The following is a 15,979-nucleotide window of genomic DNA, read 5'->3' as shown; positions in this document are numbered from 1 at the left end:
CACGGTGACGTTGAGCCGTCCCGCACCGTGCGATCGGCGGGTCCGCACCGGTGAGTGCCGTCGGCGCTGGACAGTGAGTCCGAGTCGCTGGTACAGGAGGCGCTGACCCGGCTGATGCGGGGCCGGACGACGTTCGTGGTCGCGCACCGGCTCGCCACCGTGCGCGGCGCCGACCGGGTCGCGGTGCTGTCCGGTGGCCGGCTCGCCGAGCTCGGCACCACGACGAGCTCATCGCCGCCGATGGCCTGTTCGCCAGGCTGCACCGGCTCCAGAGCGTCTGACCGGTGGAGTCTGCGACACTGGGCGGGTGAAGCCCGGAGCGTCCGAGGAGCTGGCCAGCGCGAGCCTGGTCGACCTCGCCGTGTCGCGGCTGCGCCGGGAGATCCTCAGCGGCGCCACCGACCCCGGTGAGCGGCTCGTCGAGGAGCAGCTGACGCGGCGCTTCGGCATCAGCCGCGCCCCGCTGCGGGAGGCGCTGCGCCTGCTGGCCCAGCAGGGGCTCGTCGAGCACGTGCCGCGCCGCGGCGTCCGGGTCGCGACGCTGTCCGCCGACGACATCCAGGAGCTGTATGCGGTCCGCGACGTCCTGGAGCGGTACGCCGTCTCGGTCACCGACCCGCACGCCGACCTCACCGGTGTCGCCGCCGGCGTGAAGGCGATGCAGGAGGCGGACGCGCGCGGCGACCAGTTCGACGTGGCGACCGCGCACCGCGAGTTCCACGTGGCGGTCGTCGCGCTCGCCGGCAACCGTCAGCTCACCGACGTCTACGAGTCGATCCTGGTGAAGATCCAGCTGTACATGGCGCTCAACCTGCGCCGGGAGGCCGAGGTCGCCCGCCCGCACGACGGCGTGCACCGGCACGAGCGGCTGTTCGAGGCGGTGTCCGCCCACGACACGGCCGCGGTGCTCGCCGCCCTCGACGAGCACGGCGCCCGCTCCTACCTCCCCTGACGCCCCCGGGTTCACGAGGTCGTCCGGCGCACGAGGGACCGTCAGGCGCTCGGAGGAGCCCAGCCGTGCGACGGCGGCGGCGCGTCGAGGACAGGGGGTGTGTCGACGGCAGCAGGCGCGTCCAGGACCGGGGGCGCGGCCCGGACCGCGAAGGGTGCGGCGGTCGCCGGGACGGTGAAGCCGGCCGGCATCGGGTAGTCGGGGGCGGGCTGCGACCGCAGTGCCTCGAGGAAGGACGGGTGTGCGCGCCGCACCTCCAGCCACAGCCCGTCGCGGCTGACCCGGACGCCCGCCACGAGGGTCCGGGAGCTGCTCGCGGCCACCAGGAGACCGACGACCGCGCACAGCAGGGCGATGCCGATGGTGGAGTACCCGGGCGTGGAGGGGTCCTGCTCGACGGCGTAGACGGCGACGGCCACGCTGCCGAAGAACGTGGCGTAGCCGGCGACGACGGGGGCCACGAAGCGCAGCTCGCAGCGGCCGCACCACGGCCAGGCCGGCACGACGACCTCCCTGCGCAGGGCGCGCAGGACGAAGTGGTAGATCAGGCGCCCGCCGAGGACGGCGACCGGCCACATCCACGGCGCGAGCGCCGACAGGAAGGCCATCTCCCGCGGCTTCGTGACGTGGCGGCCGTGGCGGGGGCAGACGGGCGGCACGGGCGCGCCGACGGGGATGCGGACGAACAGCATGGCAGGCTCCGGAGCCGAAGGGACCGCCGGATCTTGCCATGCCGCGCGTCGTTACGACAGTGCTCTCACGACTGTGCGCTCACGGGAGCGGTGCGAGGATGGAGCAGCTGATGGTCGTGGCGCCGTCGGCACCCGGGTAGCAGAGGTCTGAGTCCGCGCCGCCGTCGAGGGTGTCGTTGCCGGCGTCGCCGTACAGCACGTCGTTGCCCGGGCCGCCCTTGATGGTGTCGGCACCCTGCCGGCCGCGGAGCGTGTCGGGCCCGCCCGCACCGTCGATGACGTCGTCGCCGGAGTACGTGGTGCACGGCGGCGGCGCCTGGAAGGCGGTGGGCGCGAGCTGCGCGGATCCCGTCGGGTACGGGAAGCACGGCGTGGTGTACCAGCCGCCGTCGATGACGTTGGCGCCGACGTCGCCGGTGAGCTTGTCGGCCGCGCCGCCACCGGTGAGGTTCTCGATCTGGCCGAAGACGTCGTGCTCGCCGGTCAGCGGGTCACCGCCGCCCGACATGTCCGCCGTGATCTTCGCCTGACGTCCCTGGAAGGTGACGGTGTCCGTGCCGTTGCCGCCGAAGAGCCAGTCGTCGCCGGGGCCCGAGTAGAAGATGTCGTCGCCCTCACCGCCCGAGGCGTCGCCGGCCGCCGCCGAGGTGGCCTTGCCGCCCATCTTGATGATGTCGTCGCCGTCGCCGCCGAAGGCGTGCATGTTGGAGGAGGACCGGTTGTCGATGACGTCGTCGAGGTCGTAGGTCTTGATGTCCAGGAACGACGAGCCGTGGACGCAGTGGACGGTGGTCTGCACCGCGTACGGGTAGCTGCAGGTGCTCCCGTCCGGCGTACTGAACGTGATCGGGTAGACGTCGGTGAAGGCGACGACACCCGCCGACGGGTTGGTGACGGTGAGCCGGTTGGCCTGGTTGAGCGCCGCCTCGTAGTGCATCTCACCGCTCATGGTGAGTGTGGCGACCGGTGGTGCCGCGTGTGCGGGGCCCACGGCGGTGACGGTGCATCCGACACCGACGATGACCGCGAGCCCGAGCCGGGACAGTCGTCTCATCGCGGCAGGGTCGCAGTGACGGCGATCACATACGAGCAACTGTCGGGTACTGCACCTTGGACATCGACGCGTTACAAGCGCCGCGGTTCGCCGAAACAGAACTGTCGACAATCGACAGCATGACTCCACTGGCCACCCGGGCAGGTATCGCCGCACTTCGCGACGCGTACCTGCGCGGCACGCTCACCCCGGGCGACGTCGCCGAGCAGGTCATCGCCGCGCCGTCCGCGCCCGGCGTCTGGATCAGCCGCGTGTCCCCCTTCGAGCTCCGCGCCCGTGCACGCCAGTTGCAGGACCTCGACCCCGGCCTCCCCCTCCACGGCATCCCGTTCGCCGTCAAGGACAACATCGACGTCGCCGGGATGCCGACGACCGCCGCCTGCCCGGCGTTCGCCTACACCCCGGCCCGCGGCGCGCCCGTCGTGGAGAAGCTCCTCGCCGCCGGCGCGATGCTCGTCGGCAAGACCAACCTCGACCAGTTCGCGACCGGGCTCACCGGGTCCCGCTCGCCCTACGGCGCCGTCGAGAGCGTCTACGGCGGCGGTCTCATCGCCGGCGGGTCGAGCTCCGGCTCCGCCGTCGCGGTCGCCTCCGGCGTCGTCGCGTTCGCCCTCGGCACCGACACCGCCGGCTCCGGCCGGGTGCCCGCCGCGCTCAACGGCATCGTCGGGCTCAAACCGACCCGCGGGCTGCTCAGCACCGCCGGCGTCGTGCCCGCCTGCCGGTCCCTCGACTGCGTCTCGATCTTCACGCTCGACGCCGCCGACGCCCGCACGGTCCTGGACGTGACGCGGGGACCCACGGCCGGGGACCCCTGGTCGCGGGCGGCCACCGGTGAAAGCCTCCCACCGGCGGCCGTCCGCCTCGGCGTCGCCCGCCCCGGCGCCCTCGACTTCGACGGCGACCACGGCCAGGCGGAGCGCTACGTCGCCGGCTGCCTCGCCGCCGCGCGGCTCACGTCCGCCACCACCCAGGTCGGCATCACGCCGCTGCTGACGGCGGGGGGTCTGCTGTACGAGGGGCCGTGGGTCGCCGAACGCCTGGCCGACCTCGAGGACTTCCTGCGCGAGCACGGCGCCGGCGTGCTGCCGCTCACCCGCGGCATCCTGGAGGGCGGTCACGCGTTCACCGCCGCCGACACCTTCAGGGCACAGCACCGGCTGCAGGTGCTCAAGGAGGAGACCGCGCGGCTGTTCGCCGCGATCGACGTGCTGATCCTGCCGACCGTGCCGACGACGTTCACCCTCGACGAGATCGCCGAGGAGCCGTTGCGCCGCAACGCGGTCCTGGGCCGCTGGACGCAGTTCGCGAACCTGCTCGACCTCGCCGTCGTCGCCGTGCCCAACGGGACCACACCCGACGGCCGGCCGGCGGGCCTGTCGCTGATCGGCCCGGCGTTCGCGGAGGGCACCCTGCTCGGGCTCGCCGCCGCGTTCATGGGCGAGGCGCCGCAGGTACACCATGCGAGACCGACGACCGTGGACCTCGCCGTCGCCGGTCATCACCTGCGCGGCGGGTCGCGCAACGCCGAGCTGGTCGCGCTCGGCGGGAGGTTCGTGCGCACCACCCGGACCGAGGCGTGCTACCGGCTGCACCTGCTGCCGACGGGCGTGCCCGGCCTCGTGCGGGTCGGTGCCGGGCAGGGCGCGCACATCGAGGTCGAGATCTGGCGGCTGCCGACCGCGGCGGTGGGCGCCCTGCTCGGCAGCGTCACGGCGCCGCTGTCGATCGGCTACCTGTCCACAGTGGACGGCACAACGGTGCAGGGGTTCCTGTGCGAGGCGTACGCGGCCGGCACCGCACAGGACATCACCGCGAGCGGGGGCTTTCGGGCACACCGGCAAGAGGAGGGACAATGAGTGCAAGCATCGGCCCGGTCGGCGGCGCCAGGCCCTACGCCTGGCCGTACGACGGCTCGGTCCCGGTCGAGCGCACGGCGCTGCTGTGCATCGACTGGCAGACTGACTTCTGCGGCCCGGGCGGCTACGTCGACAGCATGGGCTACGACATCGGCCTGACCCGCGCGGGGCTGCCGGCGACCGCGAAACTGCTCGACCACGTGCGCGGGCTCGGCATGCTCGTCGTGCACACCCGGGAGGGCCACGACCCGGACCTGTCGGACCTGCCGCCCAACAAACGCTGGCGGTCCGCGCGGATCGGCGCCGAGATCGGCGCGGCCGGCCCGTGCGGGCGGATCCTCGTCAAGGGCGAGCCCGGCTGGCAGATCGTGCCGGAGGTGGCGCCGGCACCCGGCGAGGTCGTCGTCGACAAACCCGGCAAGGGCGCGTTCTACGCCACCAACCTCGACCTGGTGCTGCGCACCCACGGCATCACCCACATCATCCTGACCGGCATCACGACCGACGTGTGCGTGCACACGACGATGCGTGAGGCGAACGACCGTGGCTACGAGTGCCTGATCCTGAGCGACTGCACCGGCGCCACCGACCCTTCCAACCACGACGCCGCCCTGCACATGGTCACCATGCAGGGCGGGGTCTTCGGCTGCGTCGCCACGTCTGCCGACGTGATCGCGGCGACCGTGTCTTCGTAGGAGCCTCGATGGCCACAGTGGACGCACTGCCAGGACCCTTCACCTTCGACCCGGCCACCACCGCCGTGCTCGTCATCGACATGCAGCGCGACTTCATGGAGCCCGGCGGCTTCGGCGAGACCCTCGGCAACGACGTCGCGCAGCTGCGCCGCGTCATCGAGCCGACGGCGGCGCTGCTGGCGGCCTGCCGCGCGACCGGCCTCACCGTCATCCACACCCGCGAGGGGCACCTGCCGGACCTGTCCGACTGCCCACCGGCGAAGCTGCACCGCGGCGACCCCAGCCTGCGCATCGGCGCGCCCGGCCCGATGGGCCGCATCCTCATCCGCGGCGAGCACGGCCACGACATCATCGATGAGCTCGCGCCGGCCCCCGGCGAACTCGTCGTCGACAAGCCCGGCAAGGGCGCGTTCTACGGCACCGAACTCGGCGAGGTGCTCACGGCAGCCGGGATCCGCAGCCTCGTCGTCACCGGCGTGACCACCGAGGTCTGCGTGCACACCACCGTGCGGGAGGCCAACGACCGCGGCTACGAGTGTCTCGTGCTGTCGGACTGCGTCGGCTCGTACTTCCCGCAGTTCCAGGAGGCGGGCCTGGCGATGATCGCCGCGCAGGGCGGCATCTTCGGCTGGGTCGCGCCCTCCACCTCGTTCATCGACGCACTGCAACCCTCTCTGCAGAGGACGTGAGGCATGTCCACTTTACGAGTCCCGTGGTGGGTCCGCGGCGACACCAACGCGTTCTTCGGCTTCGGCGTCAACGTGCTCGTCAACGTGCTGACGCTGACCTCGTTGTGCCTGTTCGTGGTGAAGCTCAGCGAGGGCGACGTCTTCCAGGCGATCCTGCCCGCGCTCGGCATCGCGCTCGTCGCCGGCAACGTCTACTACACGTTCCTGGCCCGGCGCCTCGCCCGCAGGGAGAACCGCACCGACGTCACGGCGCTGCCCTACGGGCCCAGTGTCCCCCACATGTTCATCGTCATCTTCGTCATCATGCTGCCCGTGTACCTGAAGACGAACAGCCCGACGATGGCCTGGAAGGCGGGCGTGGCCTGGGCGTTCATCATCGGCGTCATCGTCGTCATCGGGGCGTTCGTCGGCCCGTACATCCGCAGGTACGCGCCGCGGGCCGCGCTCCTGGGCACCCTGGCCGGCATCAGCATCACGTTCATCTCGATGCTGCCCGCCGCCCGCATGTGGGACCTGGCATGGGTCGCGCTGCCGGTGTTCGCGCTGCTCCTGATCGGCCTGCTCACCGACACGAAGCTGCCCGGCAACTTCCCGATCGGCCTCGCCGCGCTGCTCGTCGGCACCGCGATCGGCTGGGCCGGCGGCGCCATGGACGGCAACGCGGTCAGCGCCGCCGTCGACGACATCGGCTTCGCGCTGCCCGGCCTGCACCTGGACCTGCTCACCTCGGGCCTGTCCGACGTGGCGCCGCTGCTGGCGACCGCGATCCCGCTCGGCGTCTACAACTTCACCGAGGGCATGTCCAACGTGGAGAGCGCCGCGGCCGCCGGCGACAACTACAACCTGCGCAGCGTCCTGCTCGCCGACGGCGCCGGGGCGATCATCGGCGCGGCGCTCGGCTCGCCGTTCCCGCCCGCCGTCTACGTCGGGCACCCCGGCTGGAAGAAGGCCGGCGGCGGCAGCGGCTATTCGATGGCGACCGGCATCGTCATCGCGGTCCTGTGCTTCCTCGGCCTGTTCGGCTTCCTCGGGGCGATCTTCCCGCTGCCGGCGATCGTGCCGATCCTGCTGTACATCGGCCTGCTGATCGGCGCGCAGGCGTTCCAGTTCTCGCCCAGGGCGCACGCCGCGGCGGTGATCGCGGCGCTGATCCCCAACATCGCGCAGTGGGCCACCAGCCAGATCGACAACTCCCTCGCGGCGGCGGGCACCACCGCGGCGAAGGTCGGCGACGCGGCCCTGGCCGGCAACGGCGTCATCTACAGCGGGCTGCTGACCCTCGGGCAGGGCGCGATCCTCGCCGGGCTCGTCTTCGGGTCGATCGTCGCGTTCATCATCGACAAACGCTTCGTCCACGCGGGGATCTTCGCGCTGTCGGGGGCGGTCCTCGCCTTCGTGGGACTGATCCACGGGGAGAAGGTCGCCTGGAACGCCAACGGCCAGGTCGCGCTCGGCTACCTGTTCGTCGCGGTGGTGTGCGGGCTGTTCGCCCTGAGCCGCCCGGAGCCGCGGGCCAAGGACGCCGACGAGCTCGAACTGGACCGCCTGCACGGCGAGAGCGAGCCGGCCCTCGCCGCTGCCGCCCCCACCGATCCCCCGGCCACCGCGGTCCCGGCGGCCGGTCCTACGGCCTCCTCCACCACCGGTGAGCCGGCATCGGCGGTCTAGCCTCACCAACGGCGCGGTGGTCCCCTCCTACCCGGGGACCACCGCGCGAGGAACGTCGCGCAAGCCGCTTGCAGCAGAGGGGACCGCCGTGCGGATCGACCGGGACGACATCGTCGCCGAGGTGACGGCGGCCTTCGTGGCGTACGAGAAGGCGCTCGTCGCCAACGACACCGCCGCCCTGGCCGAGGCCTTCTGGGACTCGCCGGCCGTGGTGCGCTTCGGCATCGCCGACCGGCAGACCGGCGCCGGGGAGCTCCGGGCGTGGCGGGCCGCGCAGGCGCAGCTGCCACCGGGGCGGCGGCTGTTCGGCACCCGGGTCACCACGTTCGGCACCGACCTGGCGACCGTCACCACGATGTTCGACTACCCCGGCGGCGAGGACCGTCCCGGGCGGCAGTCCCAGACCTGGGTCCGCCTCCCGGAGGGCTGGCGCATCGTCCACGCCCACGTCTCGCAGTCGCAGTAGGCCCCCGCGTCACGACGCCCGCCGCCACCCGGCCCTGTCCCCGGTTCCTGCCCGGCAGACCGGTGGCGCCCGGCCACGCCCCTCGGTCCGAGCACGGCCTCGACGTCCGGCCACGCCCCTTGGCCCGGGCCCGACTTCGGCGCCCGGCCACGGCCCTTGGTCCGAGCACGGCCTCGACGTCCGGCCACGCCCCTTGGCCCGGGCCCGACTTCGGCGTGCGGCCACGGCCCCTTGGTCCGAGCGCGGACACGGCACCCGGACCTCGGTCGGCGGCTCAGTGCGCCGCTGAGAGGTGGCCCCGGCCCTGGTGGGTGAGCTGGTAGGCGGCGACCAGAAGCAGGGCGCCGCTGACGATGGCGTACAGGCCGATCGCCCACGCGATCGCGACGGCGCCGGCGGCCGGGCGGACCACGACGAAGAGGCCTGCGACCACGGAGATCGCGCCGACCAGGGCCAAGGTCCAGCCGCCGTGCTGGCGGGTGGCGAGCCACAGGTCGGCGACGCCGGTCACGATCGCCCACGCGCCGACGAGGACGGCGAGCACCACCACCGTGATTCCCGGCCAGACGAGCGCGAGCACGCCGGCGGCCAGGCCGAACAGCCCGGCGACCACCCGCGCCACGCGTGGTCCGGTGCCGTCGGCGAAGCCGGTGACCGGGTTCGTCGCGCCCGCGGAAGGGCGCATCGCGTGCACGATCTGCTCGATGCCGGTCGCGACCGCGAAGATCCCGAACAGCAGCGCGAGCGCGATCACCGTCACCCCGGGCCAGATGACCGCGAGGATGCCGAACACGATGGCGAGGACCCCGCGCACACCGAGCAGCCACGCTTCTCTTCTGAGCATCATGCCCTCCTAGCGAGTCGGTCTTCGAGTTCGTCGATCCGGTCGAGCAGGTCCAGCACCACGCCGACGGCGGCGTAGTTGAGCGTCAGGTCGTCGTGGAGCCGGCGGATGCGGGCCACGGTGGCCAGTTCCCGCACGGCGAAGCCGGGTGTGCCGCCCGGGCCGGCGGTGACCTCCACCAGCCCCAGCGTGACCAGCCGTGCCACGAGTTCGGGATGCAGCCCGGCCGCGGAGGCGAAATCCTCCAGGGGCAGCCGCGCCGCTCGTACGAGTGCAAAGCTCATGCCGTCACCTCCGCTCCGCTCCGGCGCCGGCCTGAGCCAATGCTGAGCCCATGATGAGCAACCCTCCGCTCCGCTCCGGGTAGCTCATGCCGTCACCTCCGCTCCGCTCCGGGTTGCTCGTGCGGGTTCCGGGGGTCGGTCGTGGACGCCGCGGCGAGTTCCGCGTAGAGCCGCCGCTCGCGCTCGGAGAGGTCCGGCGGGAGGACGATGTGGACCTTGACGTACAGGTCGCCGGCGGTGCCCCGGGGATTGGGCAGACCCTTGCCGCGCAGCCGCAGCCGGCGCCCCGACGACGAGCCGGGGGGCACGTCCATGCGCACCGGCCCGCCCGGCGTCTGGACCGGCACGGGCGCGCCGAGCGCCGCCTCCCACGGCGTGACCGGCAGCTCGACCATGATGTCCCGCCCGCGGACCCGGTACCGCGGATGCGGCGACAGCCGCACGACGAGGTAGAGGTCCCCGGGCGGCCCGCCGTCGCTGCCGGGCCCGCCCTGCCCGGCGAGCCGGACGCGTTGGCCGTCGGCAACCCCCGCCGGGATGTCCACTGTGTACTGCCGCGGCCGCCCGGCCGGTCCCGGCAGCGTGATCGTGCGCCGGCCGCCGTGGTAGGCGTCCTCGACGGCGACGGCGAGCTCGGCCTGGCTGTCCGCGCCGGCCTTTCCCGGCGCCCGGTCCCGTGGGCCCGGCTGGTTGTACGGGGGCTGACGACGCCGCTGCCCGGGCCCGGACCCGCCGAGGCCGTCGCGGAAGAGGCTGCCGAGCCAGTCGTCCGCGGTGCCCCCGCCCGAACCGCAGCTCGCGTCGTAGGCCCGGCGCCGCCGCGGGTCGGACAGCACCTGGTAGGCCTCGGCGATCGCCTTGAAGCGTTCCTCCGAGCCGGGTTCGCGGTTCACGTCCGGGTGGTGCAGGCGGGCGAGGTTCCGGTACGCGCGCCGGACGTCCTCCCGGCGGGCGTTCCTCGGCACGCCGAGGTCTGCGTAGTAGTCGCGGGTGTCAACCGTCATCGGTCCCCCCAACTGGTGCGCCGACCGTGTCGACGGGTGGCCGGCCCACAGCTTGCACCGCGGACCGGCCTCGCGTCGCGGCCCGAACGGCCGCGGTCTCAGCTCATGCCGCTGCGACCGACCTGCCCCGTGCTGCCGGTCCCGGTGCCGCCGGCCTGCTGGCTCGCCGGTCCGGGCCGGGACTGGCCCTCACGCATCTGCTTCGCCTGCGCCGCGGGCGTTTCCGCGGGGTCCTCGGGCCGGTTCCGCGACTGCTGCTCCAGCCGGCCGGCGCTCTGCGGGCCCGCACCGGCGCTCTGCTGTTCCAGACTGCGTTTCCCGCTCTGGGAAGCGCCCTTGACCGTGATACGGCGACTCTGCTCGCCGCGCGCCTTCGGCGCCGTGATGCTCAGCACGCCACTGTCGAGGTCCGCCTCGACCCGGTCTTCGTCGATGTCGCCCGGCAGCGCGACGAGGAACTCGAACTCGCCCTCCTGCCGCGCGTGGTGGTGCAGCGTGCCGGTGCGGCTGCGGGCACGGTAGCTGCCCGCCACCCGGATCTCGTTGTCTCGCAGGTCGATCCGTACGTCGGCGGCGTCGACGCCGGGGAGGTCCAGGTCGACCCTGTAGGCGTCGGCGGTCTCCTCGATGTCGACCGGCACGCCGCCGATGCGGGGCAGCGCCGCCGCCGGGAACGTGAACGCTCGGGGTCGGGTCACCAGGAATGCCATCAGGAGGTCTCCCAACGGTGAGGGGATGTACGCGGCCATGCTGGGCGCCGCCCGGGTGACGTCGTCCCACCCACCGCGGATGAGCGCGGGCAGTTCCGCCGTTCGCTCCCTGCTGGTGATGGTGCTTCACCTGTGCGCTGGGCAGCGTTCGCCGCATGTATGAAGACGTGTTCATCGCGGAGATCCGCGAGAAGACCGGCCTCGCCACCGCCGAGGAGACCCGGCGCGCGGTCCGGGGTGTGCTCCACGCCCTGGCCACCCGCCTGCCCGACGGCTGGGTGCACCACCTCGCGGCGGAGCTGCCACCGACGCTCGCCGAGCCGCTGTGGTCCTATCAGCACCTGTACGACCAGGAGGTGCACGTCGACTTCCTCGCCGACGTCGCCGCCCGCGCCGCGGTGCCGGCGGCCCTCGCCGAGCGCCTGGCCCGCGCGGTCTTCGCGGCCATCGCCAGCGCCGGCGACCCGGCCCTGCTGCGCCGCGTCTACGCCCCACTGACCAGCGACGTCCTGGCCCTGACCGAGTCCGACCGTTCCCTGCTGCCCGTCTGACCCAGCGAAGACCCCGTTCACCGTCCACCTGTCCACCAGCTCATCCGCGAACGGGGTCTTCGGCAAGCATCGACCGGTGGCGGTATCGTCGCTCGGATGGCGGCCGTATGCGGGATCGACGACTGTGGCGTGCTCGCGATCGGCCGGTGCCGGGACTGCGGGACCGCGTTCTGCATGTCGCACCAGGGCCGCAACCCCGCGACCGGCGACGGGTACGCCGCGCTGTGCGAGCCGTGCGCCACCCGCCGGCACGCCGCGACGGCCGGGACCAGCGACGTCGCCCCCGTGCAGCGCCCCGCCGACGAGCAGCGCTGGGTCATGTCCGGCCAGGCGGTGCGCGACCTGGTCGCGAAGGGTGTGCCGCCGCTGCCGGTGATCGAGCAGCGCCGCCGCACCGTGAAGCTGCGCTTCGGCGGCGAACGCGTCGAGATCGACGAGATCGAGGTCGGCACCGTGTGGGTCCTCGGCAGGTTCGAGTGGACCCAGCCGGTCGACGGCGTCGCCGAGACCCGCGAGCGGACCACCGGCCTCCTGGCGGAGCCCCGCGGCGGCTACCCGGTCACGGCGTTCCGGCACGCGGTCGCCCGCTGCCGCGTCACCGAGCTCGGCGCCACCCTGGTCCGCGACGGCGGCGCCGAACTGGAGACCCGCGCCTTCCCCCTGATCGCCAGAACCGCCCGCCGCCTCCTGCGCGAATGACGGATGCGCGACCGGCGAGGTGCGTGAACGGCGGGATGACGCAATGACACGCCCGCCGAGTTGACCCGTGCGGCGGCGGTACGCCAGTGTGGCAGCCATGCTCTCGTGGGGGCGCTTCCGGCGCTCGGCGCCCGACCTCGCCGCGGCCGGTCGCGTGCTGCTCTACCGCAGCAGCGTCGGCCTCGCCTACCTGGGCACGGTGCGCGCCGACGGCGGGCCGCGGGTGCACCCGGTCAGCCCGCTGCTCGTCGAGGACGGCCTCTTCGCGCTGCTGATGGTGTCCCCGAAGCTCGAGGACCTGCTCAGGGACGACCGGTTCGCGCTGCACACGTTTCCCTTGCACGACGGTGAGGACGCCTGCTACCTGACCGGCCGGGCCAGGTTCCCCCGGGACGAGGCGCTGCGCCGCAGTGTCGCCGCCGCGTTCCTGGCCGAGCGGTCCATGGCCGGCCCACCACCCGGCTTCGGGCAGAACGTCCTGGTCGAGCTGCTGGTCGGCACGTGCGTGCTCAGCCGGGAGGGTGAGCAGATCACCTGGGCGGCGGCCGGACCCCACCGGTTCGAGGTCGGCCGCCACCGCAGGGATCAGCGCCACGAGACGAGACCGTACTTCGTGCGGTAGGTCGTCAGCCGGCACGAGCCGGCGACCGTCGTGTCCGCCAGAGTCGGCTCGTGCCCGTCACGTGCGGCACTCGGATCACCGGATCGTGATAACGACACCCATCGCTGAACAGAGGTTCAGCCACTCGTGTCGCCCGACCTGGACTAGGCTCGCCCGGGTGATCGTCGTCCACGCCACCTGGCTCGACGGACACCTGTGTCTCTGGGCCGAGGACCCCGACCTGCCGCCCGCCCAGCGCCGCGGCGGCCGCCGCCCCAAGGTCGCCCCGCACCCGTTCGCCGTCCGCGGCCTCCGCCTCGACGCCGACACCGGCGTGCCGGCGACCAGAACACTCACCCTCCCCACCCGCGGCAACCTCCCGGAGGCGTCACCCGCGGCCCTCGGCCGGCTGGAATCCTCCGACGCCCCCCTCCAGCTCGGCGACTGGGCCGTCGACACCGTCGAATACGGCCCCGACGACGCCTACGCGCTGCTGCGCTCCACCGCCGTCGCCATCGCCGCCGACGACGGCACCGAGGACTTCGTCTTCGGCGACTCGGTGCGGGCCATGGCAACCGTCGCGTCCTTCGCCGCCTCCCTCGTCCGCCGAGGAAGAATGCTGCCCGGTCTCGTCGACGAGGAGGCCCGCTGGGTCCCCGTGCTGACCGGCAAGGACGCCGCCTACACGAGATCCCTCGCGCTGTCGCTGCCGCAGTCGGTGCTCGGCGCCTCCGGTACACGGGCCGCACTGCTCACCGAGCTCCTCGACACCCTGGTCGACGCCGCCGCGCGGGCCGTGCTGCCCGCCGCGACCCACCGGGTCACCGGCGTCGCCGGGGCCTGGCTGACCGCGCTCACCGGCACCGGCCGCACCGTTGCAGGACCGCCGGCCGAGCTCGACGCCCTCCGGCAAGACCTGCGGGCCTGGCAGGCCGACGCCGTCGGCGGCGCGGTCCGCGCCTGCTTCCGGCTCGTCGAGCCACCCGAGCCGGGCACCATCGAAGAAGCCCTCGCGGGCGACGACGAACCCGTGTGGCGCCTCGAATACGCGCTGCAGGCCGCCGACGAACCCAGCCTCGTCGTCGACGCCGGCACCGTCTGGCAGGCACCCGGCCCCCTCGAACTGTCCCAGTGGCAGGTCCCGGCACCGCAGGAGACCCTGCTCGCCGAGCTCGGGCGGGCCAGCCGCCTGTACCCGGCGCTCGAGGACTCGCTGCGCACCGCCATGCCCGACGGCCTCACCCTCGACACCGCCGGCGCCCATCAGCTGCTCAGCGAGCACGCGCCGCTGCTGGCCGGTGCCGGATTCGGGATGCTGCTGCCCGGCTGGTGGCGCAGACCCCAGGCCCGGCTCGGCGCCAGGCTCACCGCCCGCAGCCCCGCCACCCAGCCCGGCACCGTCGCCACCGCCAGCGCCGTCGGGCTCGGATCCGTCATCGACTACCGGTGGGAGCTCGCCATCGGCGGCGACGCGCTCACCGAGGAGGAACTGCGCCGGCTCGCCGGCCTCAAGGCACCCCTCGTGCAGCTGCGTGGGCAGTGGGTCGAGCTCGACCCTCGCCGCGTCGCCGCCGGCCTGGAAATCATGCGCAGGCAGGCACCTGCTGGTTCAGGGGACGCCGAGATGACCGTCGCCGACCTGCTGCACCTCGCCGGCGGCGACACCGAAGGCCCCGGCGGCCTGCCGGTCGTCGAGGTCACCGCCGACGGATGGCTCGGCGACCTGCTGTCCGGAGACACCGAACTGCGCGTCCCGGCCGCGGAGCCACCCCCCGCCTTCAACGGCAGTCTCCGCCCGTACCAGCTGCGCGGCCTGAGCTGGCTGAGCTTCCTCGAATCGGCCGGGCTCGGCGGCATCCTCGCCGACGACATGGGCCTCGGCAAGACCGTGCAACTGCTGGCGCTGCTGGCTCGCGACGCGCCCGGCCCGACGCTGCTCGTGTGCCCGATGTCGCTGGTCGGCAACTGGCAGCGGGAAGCGGCGAAGTTCGCGCCGGGCCTGCGGGTCCACGTGCACCACGGCGCCGAACGGGCCCGCGGCGCCGACTTCCGCGCCGCCGTCGCCGCCTCCGACGTCGTCATCACCACCTACTCGATCGCCGCCCGCGACGCGACCGCGCTGAAATCCCTGTCATGGCACCGGCTCGTCCTCGACGAGGCGCAAGCCGTCAAGAACGCCGCCACCAAACAGGCGACCGCCGTCCGCGGGCTCCCGGCCCGGCACCGCATCGCGGTCACCGGCACGCCGGTGGAGAACCGGCTCGCCGACCTGTGGTCCATCATGGACTTCGCCAACCCGGGCCTGCTCGGCAGCGCCACGAAGTTCCGCGAACGCTTCGCCGAGCCCGTCGAACGCCGCGGCGACGCCGAGGCCGCCGCCCGGCTGCGCCGCATCACCCAGCCCTTCGTGCTGCGCCGGCTCAAGACCGACCGCAGCATCATCTCCGACCTGCCGGAGAAGCTGGAGATGGAGGTGCTGTGCAACCTCACCCGCGAGCAGGCGTCGCTGTATCAGGCCGTCGTCGACGAGATGCTCGGCAAGATCGAGCGCAGTGAGGGCGTCGCCCGGCGCGGGCTCGTCCTCGCGACCATGACCCGTCTCAAGCAGATCTGCAACCACCCGGCGCACGCCATGCGCGACGGCAGCCGCCTCGCCGGGCGCAGCGGCAAGCTCCTGCGCCTGGAGGAGATCCTCGACGAGGTCCTCGCCGCCGGGGAACGGGCCCTCGTCTTCACCCAGTACGCGGAGTTCGGCGGCATGCTCCGCGCCCACCTGTCCGCCCGGCTCGGCCGCGAGGTCGCCTACCTGCACGGCGGCCTCGACAAACCCGCCCGGGACGCGCTCGTCGCCCGCTTCCAGGCCGCCGCGCCGTCCTCGCCGCCGGTGTTCGTGCTGTCGCTCAAGGCCGGCGGGACCGGCCTCACCCTGACCGCCGCCAACCACGTCGTGCACGTCGACCGGTGGTGGAACCCGGCGGTCGAGGACCAGGCCACCGACCGCGCGTTCCGGATCGGGCAGCGCCGCGCCGTGCAGGTCCGCAAGTTCGTCACCGCCGGCACCGTCGAGGAGAAGATCGCCGCGATGATCAACGAGAAGCGCGGCCTCGCCGCGAAGATCGTCGGCACCGGCGAGCAGTGGCTGACCGAACTGTCCACCAGCGAGCTGCGCTCCCTCCTCGCCCTGGAGGCGGGCGCGGTCGTCGAGTAGCGC

Annotated in this window: 16 protein-coding genes; 10 read left to right on the top strand and 6 right to left on the bottom strand. The window is 73.3% G+C overall.

The features are described from left to right. The first annotated feature begins 307 nt into the window (after positions 1–307). Complete coding sequence (locus ABZS58_RS17120) at positions 308–952, top strand: GntR family transcriptional regulator (RefSeq protein WP_354782359.1); 645 nt, start codon at positions 308–310, stop codon at positions 950–952. A 41-nt stretch (positions 953–993) separates the two neighbouring features. Here ABZS58_RS17120 and ABZS58_RS17115 read toward each other — a convergent pair whose 3' ends face one another. After that, positions 994–1,644 carry a hypothetical protein gene (locus ABZS58_RS17115; protein WP_354782357.1) on the bottom strand — a complete coding sequence of 217 codons (651 nt, stop codon included), beginning with the start codon at positions 1,642–1,644 and terminating at the stop codon, positions 994–996. A 79-nt stretch (positions 1,645–1,723) separates the two neighbouring features. Beyond that, positions 1,724–2,698 carry a hypothetical protein gene (locus ABZS58_RS17110; protein ID WP_354782355.1) on the bottom strand — a complete coding sequence of 325 codons (975 nt, stop codon included), beginning with the start codon at positions 2,696–2,698 and terminating at the stop codon, positions 1,724–1,726. 119 nt (positions 2,699–2,817) lie between these two features. Between ABZS58_RS17110 and atzF the strand changes: the two genes are divergently transcribed. The 5 genes from atzF to hpxZ all read left to right on the top strand — a co-directional run bounded on the left by atzF (position 2,818) and on the right by hpxZ (position 8,075). Next, positions 2,818–4,557: an allophanate hydrolase gene (gene atzF / locus ABZS58_RS17105; protein ID WP_354782353.1), complete on the top strand. Its 1,740-nt coding sequence runs from the start codon at positions 2,818–2,820 to the stop codon at positions 4,555–4,557. Further along, on the top strand, positions 4,554–5,252 hold the full coding sequence (locus ABZS58_RS17100) for an isochorismatase family cysteine hydrolase (protein ID WP_354782351.1): 699 nt from the start codon (positions 4,554–4,556) through the stop codon (positions 5,250–5,252). Before atzF ends, ABZS58_RS17100 begins: the two co-directional genes overlap by 4 nt. 8 nt (positions 5,253–5,260) lie before the next feature. Next, the gene (locus tag ABZS58_RS17095) at positions 5,261–5,941 is read left to right on the top strand and encodes an isochorismatase family cysteine hydrolase (RefSeq protein WP_354782349.1); all 681 of its coding nucleotides are present in this window, start codon (positions 5,261–5,263) and stop codon (positions 5,939–5,941) included. A 3-nt stretch (positions 5,942–5,944) separates the two neighbouring features. After that, positions 5,945–7,609 carry a regulator gene (locus tag ABZS58_RS17090; RefSeq protein ID WP_354782347.1) on the top strand — a complete coding sequence of 555 codons (1,665 nt, stop codon included), beginning with the start codon at positions 5,945–5,947 and terminating at the stop codon, positions 7,607–7,609. 88 nt (positions 7,610–7,697) lie between these two features. Next, a complete protein-coding gene (hpxZ, locus tag ABZS58_RS17085) occupies positions 7,698–8,075 on the top strand; it encodes an oxalurate catabolism protein HpxZ (RefSeq protein WP_354782345.1) in 378 nt (125 codons plus the stop codon). Between the two features lie 274 nt (positions 8,076–8,349). On the opposite strand, the gene ABZS58_RS17080 is transcribed toward hpxZ, so the two are convergent. The 4 genes from ABZS58_RS17080 to ABZS58_RS17065 all read right to left on the bottom strand — a co-directional run bounded on the left by ABZS58_RS17080 (position 8,350) and on the right by ABZS58_RS17065 (position 10,917). Then, a complete protein-coding gene (locus ABZS58_RS17080) occupies positions 8,350–8,919 on the bottom strand; it encodes a DUF308 domain-containing protein (protein ID WP_354782343.1) in 570 nt (189 codons plus the stop codon). After that, positions 8,919–9,203, bottom strand: a complete 285-nt coding sequence (locus ABZS58_RS17075; protein WP_354782341.1) for a chaperone modulator CbpM — start codon at positions 9,201–9,203, stop codon at positions 8,919–8,921. The genes ABZS58_RS17080 and ABZS58_RS17075 overlap by 1 nt, the downstream gene beginning before the upstream one ends. A 92-nt stretch (positions 9,204–9,295) precedes the next feature. Continuing rightward, positions 9,296–10,207 (bottom strand): J domain-containing protein, encoded by a 912-nt coding sequence (locus ABZS58_RS17070; protein ID WP_354782339.1) that lies wholly within the window; start codon positions 10,205–10,207, stop codon positions 9,296–9,298. A gap of 98 nt (positions 10,208–10,305) precedes the next feature. After that, positions 10,306–10,917 (bottom strand): Hsp20/alpha crystallin family protein, encoded by a 612-nt coding sequence (locus ABZS58_RS17065; protein WP_354782337.1) that lies wholly within the window; start codon positions 10,915–10,917, stop codon positions 10,306–10,308. A gap of 155 nt (positions 10,918–11,072) precedes the next feature. Between ABZS58_RS17065 and ABZS58_RS17060 the strand changes: the two genes are divergently transcribed. The 4 genes from ABZS58_RS17060 to ABZS58_RS17045 all read left to right on the top strand — a co-directional run bounded on the left by ABZS58_RS17060 (position 11,073) and on the right by ABZS58_RS17045 (position 15,976). Next, positions 11,073–11,468, top strand: coding sequence for a DUF2267 domain-containing protein (locus ABZS58_RS17060; protein WP_354782335.1), 396 nt, complete (start codon positions 11,073–11,075; stop codon positions 11,466–11,468). A 96-nt stretch (positions 11,469–11,564) separates the two neighbouring features. Next, positions 11,565–12,167 carry a hypothetical protein gene (locus ABZS58_RS17055; protein ID WP_354782333.1) on the top strand — a complete coding sequence of 201 codons (603 nt, stop codon included), beginning with the start codon at positions 11,565–11,567 and terminating at the stop codon, positions 12,165–12,167. 97 nt (positions 12,168–12,264) lie between these two features. Then, a complete protein-coding gene (locus ABZS58_RS17050) occupies positions 12,265–12,789 on the top strand; it encodes a pyridoxamine 5'-phosphate oxidase (protein ID WP_354782331.1) in 525 nt (174 codons plus the stop codon). Between the two features lie 157 nt (positions 12,790–12,946). After that, positions 12,947–15,976: a DEAD/DEAH box helicase gene (locus tag ABZS58_RS17045; protein WP_354782329.1), complete on the top strand. Its 3,030-nt coding sequence runs from the start codon at positions 12,947–12,949 to the stop codon at positions 15,974–15,976. Positions 15,977–15,979 lie beyond the last annotated feature (3 nt).

This window comes from Dactylosporangium sp. NPDC005555 (assembly GCF_040605635.1).
Taxonomy (GTDB): Bacteria; Actinomycetota; Actinomycetes; order Mycobacteriales; family Micromonosporaceae; genus Dactylosporangium.
This window is presented reverse-complemented; position numbering and strand designations above follow the sequence as displayed.

What these genes read in the sequence shown, in the direction of transcription:
- ABZS58_RS17115 (WP_354782357.1), bottom strand. Translation starts at nt 1,644, where the DNA reads ATGCTGTTCGTCCGCATCCCCGTCGGCGCGCCCGTGCCGCCCGTCTGC.
- ABZS58_RS17110 (WP_354782355.1), bottom strand. Translation starts at nt 2,698, where the DNA reads ATGAGACGACTGTCCCGGCTCGGGCTCGCGGTCATCGTCGGTGTCGGA.
- atzF (WP_354782353.1), top strand. Translation starts at nt 2,818, where the DNA reads ATGACTCCACTGGCCACCCGGGCAGGTATCGCCGCACTTCGCGACGCG.
- ABZS58_RS17100 (WP_354782351.1), top strand. Translation starts at nt 4,554, where the DNA reads ATGAGTGCAAGCATCGGCCCGGTCGGCGGCGCCAGGCCCTACGCCTGG.
- ABZS58_RS17095 (WP_354782349.1), top strand. Translation starts at nt 5,261, where the DNA reads ATGGCCACAGTGGACGCACTGCCAGGACCCTTCACCTTCGACCCGGCC.
- ABZS58_RS17090 (WP_354782347.1), top strand. Translation starts at nt 5,945, where the DNA reads ATGTCCACTTTACGAGTCCCGTGGTGGGTCCGCGGCGACACCAACGCG.
- ABZS58_RS17080 (WP_354782343.1), bottom strand. Translation starts at nt 8,919, where the DNA reads ATGCTCAGAAGAGAAGCGTGGCTGCTCGGTGTGCGCGGGGTCCTCGCC.
- ABZS58_RS17075 (WP_354782341.1), bottom strand. Translation starts at nt 9,203, where the DNA reads ATGAGCTTTGCACTCGTACGAGCGGCGCGGCTGCCCCTGGAGGATTTC.
- ABZS58_RS17070 (WP_354782339.1), bottom strand. Translation starts at nt 10,207, where the DNA reads ATGACGGTTGACACCCGCGACTACTACGCAGACCTCGGCGTGCCGAGG.
- ABZS58_RS17065 (WP_354782337.1), bottom strand. Translation starts at nt 10,917, where the DNA reads ATGGCATTCCTGGTGACCCGACCCCGAGCGTTCACGTTCCCGGCGGCG.
- ABZS58_RS17060 (WP_354782335.1), top strand. Translation starts at nt 11,073, where the DNA reads ATGTATGAAGACGTGTTCATCGCGGAGATCCGCGAGAAGACCGGCCTC.
- ABZS58_RS17055 (WP_354782333.1), top strand. Translation starts at nt 11,565, where the DNA reads ATGGCGGCCGTATGCGGGATCGACGACTGTGGCGTGCTCGCGATCGGC.
- ABZS58_RS17050 (WP_354782331.1), top strand. Translation starts at nt 12,265, where the DNA reads ATGCTCTCGTGGGGGCGCTTCCGGCGCTCGGCGCCCGACCTCGCCGCG.